The organism is Marinilabilia salmonicolor JCM 21150 (assembly GCF_000259075.1).
Classification (GTDB): domain Bacteria; phylum Bacteroidota; class Bacteroidia; order Bacteroidales; family Marinilabiliaceae; genus Marinilabilia; species Marinilabilia salmonicolor.
In genome coordinates this window covers 67,277-74,253 of record NZ_AJKI01000020.1, presented here as the reverse complement: position 1 = coordinate 74,253, position 6,977 = coordinate 67,277, and the positions used below count along the sequence as shown (strand labels likewise).

General features: G+C 40.4%; 7 protein-coding genes. 4 read left to right on the top strand and 3 right to left on the bottom strand.

The features are described from left to right. Positions 1 to 96: 96 nt before the first annotated feature. Positions 97 to 771: a tRNA (5-methylaminomethyl-2-thiouridine)(34)-methyltransferase MnmD gene (gene mnmD, locus W7W_RS0111170; protein WP_010663846.1), complete on the bottom strand. Its 675-nt coding sequence runs from the start codon at positions 769 to 771 to the stop codon at positions 97 to 99. A gap of 113 nt (positions 772 to 884) precedes the next feature. Between mnmD and dinB the strand changes: the two genes are divergently transcribed. Next, positions 885 to 1,952, top strand: a complete 1,068-nt coding sequence (dinB, locus tag W7W_RS0111165) for a DNA polymerase IV (protein ID WP_029510573.1) — start codon at positions 885 to 887, stop codon at positions 1,950 to 1,952. A 12-nt stretch (positions 1,953 to 1,964) separates the two neighbouring features. Next, on the top strand, positions 1,965 to 2,678 hold the full coding sequence (locus W7W_RS0111160) for a phosphorylase family protein (RefSeq protein WP_010663844.1): 714 nt from the start codon (positions 1,965 to 1,967) through the stop codon (positions 2,676 to 2,678). Here W7W_RS0111160 and W7W_RS0111155 read toward each other — a convergent pair. Continuing rightward, positions 2,656 to 3,768, bottom strand: a complete 1,113-nt coding sequence (locus W7W_RS0111155; RefSeq protein WP_010663843.1) for a nucleotidyltransferase family protein — start codon at positions 3,766 to 3,768, stop codon at positions 2,656 to 2,658. The genes W7W_RS0111160 and W7W_RS0111155 overlap by 23 nt on opposite strands. A 160-nt stretch (positions 3,769 to 3,928) precedes the next feature. Between W7W_RS0111155 and W7W_RS0111150 the strand changes: the two genes are divergently transcribed. Together W7W_RS0111150 and W7W_RS0111145 are read left to right on the top strand one after the other, a co-directional pair. Further along, positions 3,929 to 4,432: a phosphate-starvation-inducible PsiE family protein gene (locus W7W_RS0111150; RefSeq protein WP_010663842.1), complete on the top strand. Its 504-nt coding sequence runs from the start codon at positions 3,929 to 3,931 to the stop codon at positions 4,430 to 4,432. A gap of 263 nt (positions 4,433 to 4,695) precedes the next feature. Then, positions 4,696 to 5,214: an RNA polymerase sigma factor gene (locus tag W7W_RS0111145; protein WP_010663841.1), complete on the top strand. Its 519-nt coding sequence runs from the start codon at positions 4,696 to 4,698 to the stop codon at positions 5,212 to 5,214. 124 nt (positions 5,215 to 5,338) lie between these two features. Here the strand turns inward: W7W_RS0111145 and W7W_RS0111140 are convergent, their stop codons facing one another. Then, on the bottom strand, positions 5,339 to 6,442 hold the full coding sequence (locus W7W_RS0111140) for a hypothetical protein (RefSeq protein WP_010663840.1): 1,104 nt from the start codon (positions 6,440 to 6,442) through the stop codon (positions 5,339 to 5,341). Between the last annotated feature and the right edge of the window lie 535 nt (positions 6,443 to 6,977).

The window sequence follows — 6,977 nt, the reverse complement described above, 5'->3', positions numbered from 1 at the left end:
TTTTTTTTTTTGAAGGGCATCGCAGTTTGTTTAATAATGCAGGTTGATTTTTCGGCTGCGAAATTTAGTAAAAATCTTACGATTTCTTTACGGAGGTTATATTTTCGTTGCTCTCAACATTTCTCTTTTTCCGGGCGGTCCCGGAATTTTTTCAATTTTCATGCCTGTTGCTTTTATTGCGCGTTTGACTGTTCCTTTGCAGCTATAAGTGACTAAAATACCACCTGCATTGATGCTTTCTGATATTTTTCTGAATATTTCGGGTGTCCACAGTTCAGGTTGTTTGTCTGGCCCGAAAGCGTCAAAATAGACTATGTCGTAAGGTTTCTGTGGTGTGAACAAGACAAGGTCAGATGCTTCTTTATGAATCGTAAATGTTGGAGTTATTTGAACGTCCTTATTCCAGGGTGCCTCATGTAACTGTTTGAAATATTCATTGGCTAAAGGAATGTTTAATACTTTGGGGTAGTTTATTGACTTGACAATGGTTGCCTCCAGAGGGTAGCGCTCGATGGTTTGGTAAAAAACCTTTTTGTTTCCTTTATGCAGCATTGTGAGCAACGCATTGAGGCCGGTCCCAAAACCAACTTCCAGGATGTTGATCGTGTTTCCCTCATGAGCCAGTAATCCCGCTCTGATAAAAACATGCATGGATTCCTGAATGGCTCCGTGAATGGAATGATAGTGTTCATCAAGATCCGGTCTGTATAGTGTGGAAGAACCATCTTTGCTGGTTTTTAACTCGACTTTTGGGGAGTTTTGTGATTGCATATTCTTTTTTATCTGCTTTTTTCAATTCCAAAGATAGAAAGCTTTTCTATTTTTGGTTTAACCGATTCGAAAATGAGAACGCTTCTCTTCCGGATATTTGTTAAACTTGCACCGTGATTCGGAAAATCATCCATATCGATATGGACGCTTTTTTTGCTTCCATTGAACAGAGAGACAATCCTGAACTTCGTGGTAAACCGGTTGCCGTTGGAGGCAGCAGTAATCGGGGAGTTGTGGCTGCCGCAAGCTATGAGGCACGGGTTTTTGGGGTGCATTCTGCCATGCCTTCTAAAATTGCTGCACGCAAATGCCCGGGTTTGATTTTTGTAAAGGCCAGATTTGAGGTCTATAAAGCCGATTCAGCAAAAATCATGGATATTTTCAGAGATTATACCGAATTGGTGGAACCGCTTTCTATTGATGAGGCTTTTTTGGATGTTACCACTAATAAAAAAGGAATTCCTTCGGCAACACTTATAGCCCGGGAGATTAAAGAGAGAATTTTTCAGACAACTGGACTTACCGCCTCAGCCGGAATCAGTATTAATAAATTTCTGGCTAAAATTGCTTCTGATGAGGATAAGCCGAATGGATTATTTGTGATAAAACCAGAGGAGGTGACTGGGTTTATCAGTCGATTGGCTGTGGATGATTTTTTTGGAGTGGGTCCGCGTACAGCTCGGAAAATGCACGATCTCGGATTGTTTAAAGGGGAAGATCTCCGTAATGCCGATTTGCAAATGCTTATTAGGAATTTTGGAAAGGCAGGCATTTTTTTTCATCAGATTGCCAACGGTATTGATGACAGACCCATTAGACCTCACCGGGAAAGAAAATCTGTTGGTATTGAGAATACTTTTCATGAAGATATTTCCACCAGGGATGAAATGCTTACTCAATTGGAAAAGTTGGAAAAAGGATTGTGGGAGCGTATAAAAAAACACGGGACTTTTGGCAAAACAGTTACGCTGAAGGTAAAATACAGTGACTTTGATCAGATTACGCGATCTCATTCCTCCTCCGATCCTGTGATTAATACCGGACAACTGGCTTCGGTTGTGAAGGATTTATTAAATTTGGCAAATCCTGAAAAACCGGTCAGATTGCTCGGAATTTCGGTGTCTAATTTTCCTCCTGGTGAGGAAAGTGGACCGTTGCAGCTGACTATTGATTTTGAGTAATAAAAAACTAACATGAAGAACTTTACTAATATTTGCTTTGTTATTGCCATGCGGGCAGAGGCTCAACCAATCATTGATGCTCTGCAACTTGAGGAGGATCCTTCTTTTTGTCCGGGGCTTCCTATGCGCGGGTGGACAGGAGAATACAGAAATCTTCAGTTGTCGCTGGTTATTAACGGGAAAGATCCTGAAACCGGTCTCGACCTTATCGGAACACAGGCTGCTACCCTTGCCACGCAGTTTGCCATAGCTAAATATGGGCCCCAATTGATTGTAAATGCCGGTACTGCCGGTGCCTTTGGCGAGAATGGAGCCAAGATCGGAGATGTGTTTTTGAGCCGTGACCATGTGGTTTTTCACGACCGAAGGGTGCCAATCGCCGGATGGGACAAGCAAAGTATTGGTTATTTCCCGGTGCTGGATGTTTCATCACTGGTGTCGCTTGGGTTCAAAATGGGAGTTGTGACTACAGGGAACTCCCTGGATATGCCGGATCATGATGAGGAGAATATCCGGAAAATAGGAGGTGAAATAAAGGAAATGGAGGCTGCTGCTGTTGCATGGGTGGCACGGTTGCATCAGGTGCCCCTGTTTTGTGTAAAGGCTGTTACAGATCTTATGGATTCCGGAATCCCGACTCATAAGGAATTTGATCAAAATCTCAAACTTGCCACCGGAAACCTTCAGAAAGGGGTAAAGAAAATTATTGATTTCCTGGCATCCTGAGACCGGCAATTCTTTTCAGGTAAAGCAGGATAAGAGGAAGGCCTCTGTGTTTTCCGTAGCGGTGGTTCATGTAAGATTTTTGTGGAAAAAACTCTCCCCACAGCATCCTTATTTTGTTGGTAAGGCCGGGAAGCCCCATTATTTCATGAGCCACCATTATTTTGTGTTTTTTGCCTGCATCCTGTTCTTCATGAAACATAATCTCATCAGGAAAAGGCAACTCCGGTTTGGAAACAGGTGTTTCATTTAACAACAGTGATGCCCACTGAATCGGTGCCAGTATCTCCTTTCTTGCTCCAGGATTCAGGTCAATAACCGACGGTATGAAATCCTCATTATTTTTGTTTTTATGAAGAATCAGGGCAATGTCAAGCAGCCATCCCAATCGCATTCCACCCATCTTGAAACCCTTGAAAGCATGTGTGGTAAGGTGATAGGTTTGCATTCGATCATCAAAGATTTCTATGTCAGGGTAGGCCTGAATCGGTTTGGTGTGTTCAAATAAATCGGTGTTTTTGAGATTCATGTTGCTTCCCATGGCAAAAAGCCTCTGGTGAGGTTCTATCATGATATTTTGCCACCTGAGCGCCGAAATATGAGCATGCACTTTATCATGCATCCTGGAAATGGGAACATGTAGCGGAATGGCTCCCTTACTTAATAGTAGATCCCTCAGGGTATAGACCTGATGTGGTTGAACCAAAATATCCAAATCGCCCATTGGACGTAACGCCTCTTCAGGATATAGGCTGAAAGCCAATGCAGTTCCTTTTAACGGTATAACCGGGATGCCTTTTGTAGCGGCCAATGCTTTAATTTCCCTGAATACCTTCCATTTTTGCTGATTCATCACCAGTGTCTGAAGATATTGCATCCGCATAGACTGCTTTATGCTTTGGGGCCAATGAACTCCTTTTGTTTCATTATTGTTTATTTGGTGAAAAATCCATGGGACTAATCCGTTTTTGGCGGCAAAAATGAATGCTTTATCGGCTTCCTTCCTGGTTAGAATGATCTCTTTTTTTTCCTGAGTATGGAAGGAGGCTGTTTCAAATATCAGATTTGCTGCGGGTGTCCGAAATGGTTGCATATTACACGAAATAATGCTATTATGATCTGTCAGGAGAGGGGATGTTTAATTCATTACCCTTTTGTTCTGAGGCTAAAGTACAGATTTTCCTGTGATATGCGAATGGTTCAGACAGAAATGTCTAACTTATGACACTTAAAATGAATTAAACGATAACAATATGCTCAAATATGTAAAAATACTCCAGAAAGGAATAATTTTTCTTCTTCTGATCGTAATGTCCCTGATACTTCTGGTAAGTACAGTGAATATTATTCTGAATGTCGTATTGGGGGCAATCACAGGGCCCGAGACTTTTTTTAATGCTCAACGGTTACAGTCACTCTTCGGACTCTTCCTGATTATTCTTATTGGAATTGAGCTGCTCGACACTGTAAAGGCCTTTCTTGAGGAGGAAAAGATTCATGTGGAAATTGTTCTTTTGGTTGCAATGATTGCGCTGGCAAGAAAGGTTATCATCTGGGATTTTTCCGAATATGAGGTTCAGGAGTTGTATGGCGTCGCTGTGATGCTTCTTTCTCTGGCCGTTTCTTACACCCTTATCAAAGGAACCTGGGTGAAATCTGCTTTGGATCGCTGGTTTTCTTCGAGAAAGAAGAAAGAAGGGGTTGTTGAAGAAAGTCCCCTGGAACATCGTGATTTTGACCCGCCTAAAAAGCTATAATCATTCTAAATAGTGTTGTGAAGTGTTAATGTTTTTGGCTGTTTTGTTGTTTAACTTTTTAAGGCCTTGACTTTTTTTCTGGTTTTTTGTAATTTAGAATTTCTGGTTTTCAAAAAATGAAAATATCAGAATATCAAATGAATAGCAAATATGTTATTTAGAAAAAATACAAATAACGATAAAATTCTGTTTGCGTTTTATTTGCAATCGTTTATTTATTGAGTATATTTGTTAGACAGAAAAATAATTAAAAACCATACACCATGACATCAATTCAGTTTAATAACAGACTCTTGGGGCTACAGGATAAACTCCTGTATTTTGCCCTTAGTTTAACCTCAAATGACGATGATGCGCATGATTTGTTACAGGAGACAATCCTGAAAGCGCTCACCTATCGTAATCAGTTTGTGGCGAATACCAATTTTAAAGCCTGGGTGTTTACCATAATGAAAAACACCTTTATCAACAATTACCGGCGAAATCAGAAAACCAGAAATACTTTTGATGGTTCCGATGATGCCTTTAAACATGCCTTTAAAAAGAATTATGCATCAGAAACACCTGAAATGGTTCATTCTGTAACTGAAATGAATCAGTACATTGAACAACTGGATGATGATTTCAGAATTCCTTTCAGAATGCATACTGATGGATATAAGTACAAAGAGATTGCTGAGCAACTTGAACTTCCCATTGGAACGGTTAAAAGTCGTATTTTCTTTACACGTAAAAAGTTGCAGGAAATGTTGAGAGACCGTGAGGGAAGCTACGCTGTATAATGTTTTTTGGGAACCCAAATAGGTAAATGAGTACCGGAATAACAGAAGGGTTTTGGGTTTAGTGGATGAGTGGACAACCGGCCAACTGTCAAGGCAGTGGTCGGTTGTTTTTTATGAATATATGTTAGTAAATGCCGGTATAATATCCGGGACTGCCATCCCAACCGGCCATTCTTGCCAGGATCCACCAAAATGCCATGGCTTTTCGGTTGGCTGTGATGTGCTGGGTGTTGTGAGCTCCATACATTACATCTCCATCCGGAACTTCTTTATTTTCCCAGTAGCCTTCTCCCACCGAATGGCTATTCTGCCAATCTTTGTAGAAGTTTCCTTCGTAACTAGTGGAATAGCCGTCATCGCTTGCATCTTCCCAATAATTACCTTCCATGTCGTGGCTGTCTATACTGTAATAGTCAAGACAAAATTGTTCATTTTCCCGGCAGTAGTTATTGATCAATTCTGCCTGATTGGCCGGTTTTCCTTCTCCGATGTTGTTGTTTTCGTTTGCATGACCAGTCATGAAAATAAAGTAAACAGGGTTTATGCGTTGGCCTGATCCTGTGCCGATTTTTGAACCACCTTCCCCGTATTCAGAAATGAGCGTTGTCATTCCGGGGAGGTAATTTCCTGCAACATCGTGTCCTGCAATGTCGCACCACGACCACATAATCACATTTACATGAGCATTTTCCGGGTCATCAAGAAAGTTTCTGGTTGCCTTAATAAAGCCAGTCTCATCTGCGCTGAGGTCAGTGGCAGTTTCTCCGTCTGCAGCATAACTTTGAAGCGCATAATCGTAAAAAGTCAGTTTTCCATTTTCTTGTTTGTTCAAGGAAATCCCGAATAACTCGTCATCTCCATCTTTGTAATCCGGTAACCCGAAAACACCCCGTGAAACATGGGTGCCATGTGAAGTATGCTGATAAGCTACGTGAAAATTTTCTTTGGCATAGTCGATGTATTGTGTGGGAATGCCCCGCAATACTTCTTCAATTGCTTTTGTGTGATCTGCGATATAGGTTGGTGCTGATGAACTTTTTTCATCGTTTTCGGAAGCACTGTCATCCACATTTTCTTCGGAATTTTCGTCTTCTTTTTCCCCGGAGGCCATTTCATTATTTATTTCTTCTTTCGGATTTTCCTCAATTGCAGGTTGTTCTGTTTGGTCGGAAGTGCAGGCGGCAATAGATAAAATTGTCAATATTACCAGAAATGTTAGGTGTTTCATTCGTTTAAAATTTTGTAATTACCTGATAAGAAATTAATTAAAAATTTGAGAACGAATGGAACCGCTTCGCTCTCGCATAATATTTTTTAAAAATATTCTTTTGTGATATTTATGCTTAAAAAATATCATGTTCGTTTCATTCGTTTGAATTTTAATTTATTAACCGGATACCAATGAGAATAAGATATTTTTCTCAAAAAACAGAAGTTATGATCTACTATATGTATTTGATAACTTTTGTGTCGATATCTATTTAGAGTCTGTCCATAAACTAAGCGTTTTTCACGTGTTTGAGATAGAAAGTTCAAATTCAATGACTGTGAAAAATCTAAACCGCAGAATACTAAAGTATTTGAGGATTTAGATTTTGAGCAACAACGCAGAAGTTGGACTTTATAGAGAAACACTAAGTAAAGTTTGTAAAAAGTCATGTGTCTTGTCAGGAAGTGCCAGTTGCAAGGCTTGCGAAGCTGCCAAAAGCGGAGTTAACTTGGGTAAATGAGTATTTTGGCGGCAAGCATAACGAAGCAAATGG

Coding starts and splice junctions, on each gene's coding strand:
- mnmD (WP_010663846.1), bottom strand. CDS start 771: ATGCAATCACAAAACTCCCCAAAAGTCGAGTTAAAAACCAGCAAAGAT.
- W7W_RS0111160 (WP_010663844.1), top strand. CDS start 1,965: ATGAAGAACTTTACTAATATTTGCTTTGTTATTGCCATGCGGGCAGAG.
- W7W_RS0111150 (WP_010663842.1), top strand. CDS start 3,929: ATGCTCAAATATGTAAAAATACTCCAGAAAGGAATAATTTTTCTTCTT.
- W7W_RS0111140 (WP_010663840.1), bottom strand. CDS start 6,442: ATGAAACACCTAACATTTCTGGTAATATTGACAATTTTATCTATTGCC.
- W7W_RS0111155 (WP_010663843.1), bottom strand. CDS start 3,768: ATGCAACCATTTCGGACACCCGCAGCAAATCTGATATTTGAAACAGCC.
- W7W_RS0111145 (WP_010663841.1), top strand. CDS start 4,696: ATGACATCAATTCAGTTTAATAACAGACTCTTGGGGCTACAGGATAAA.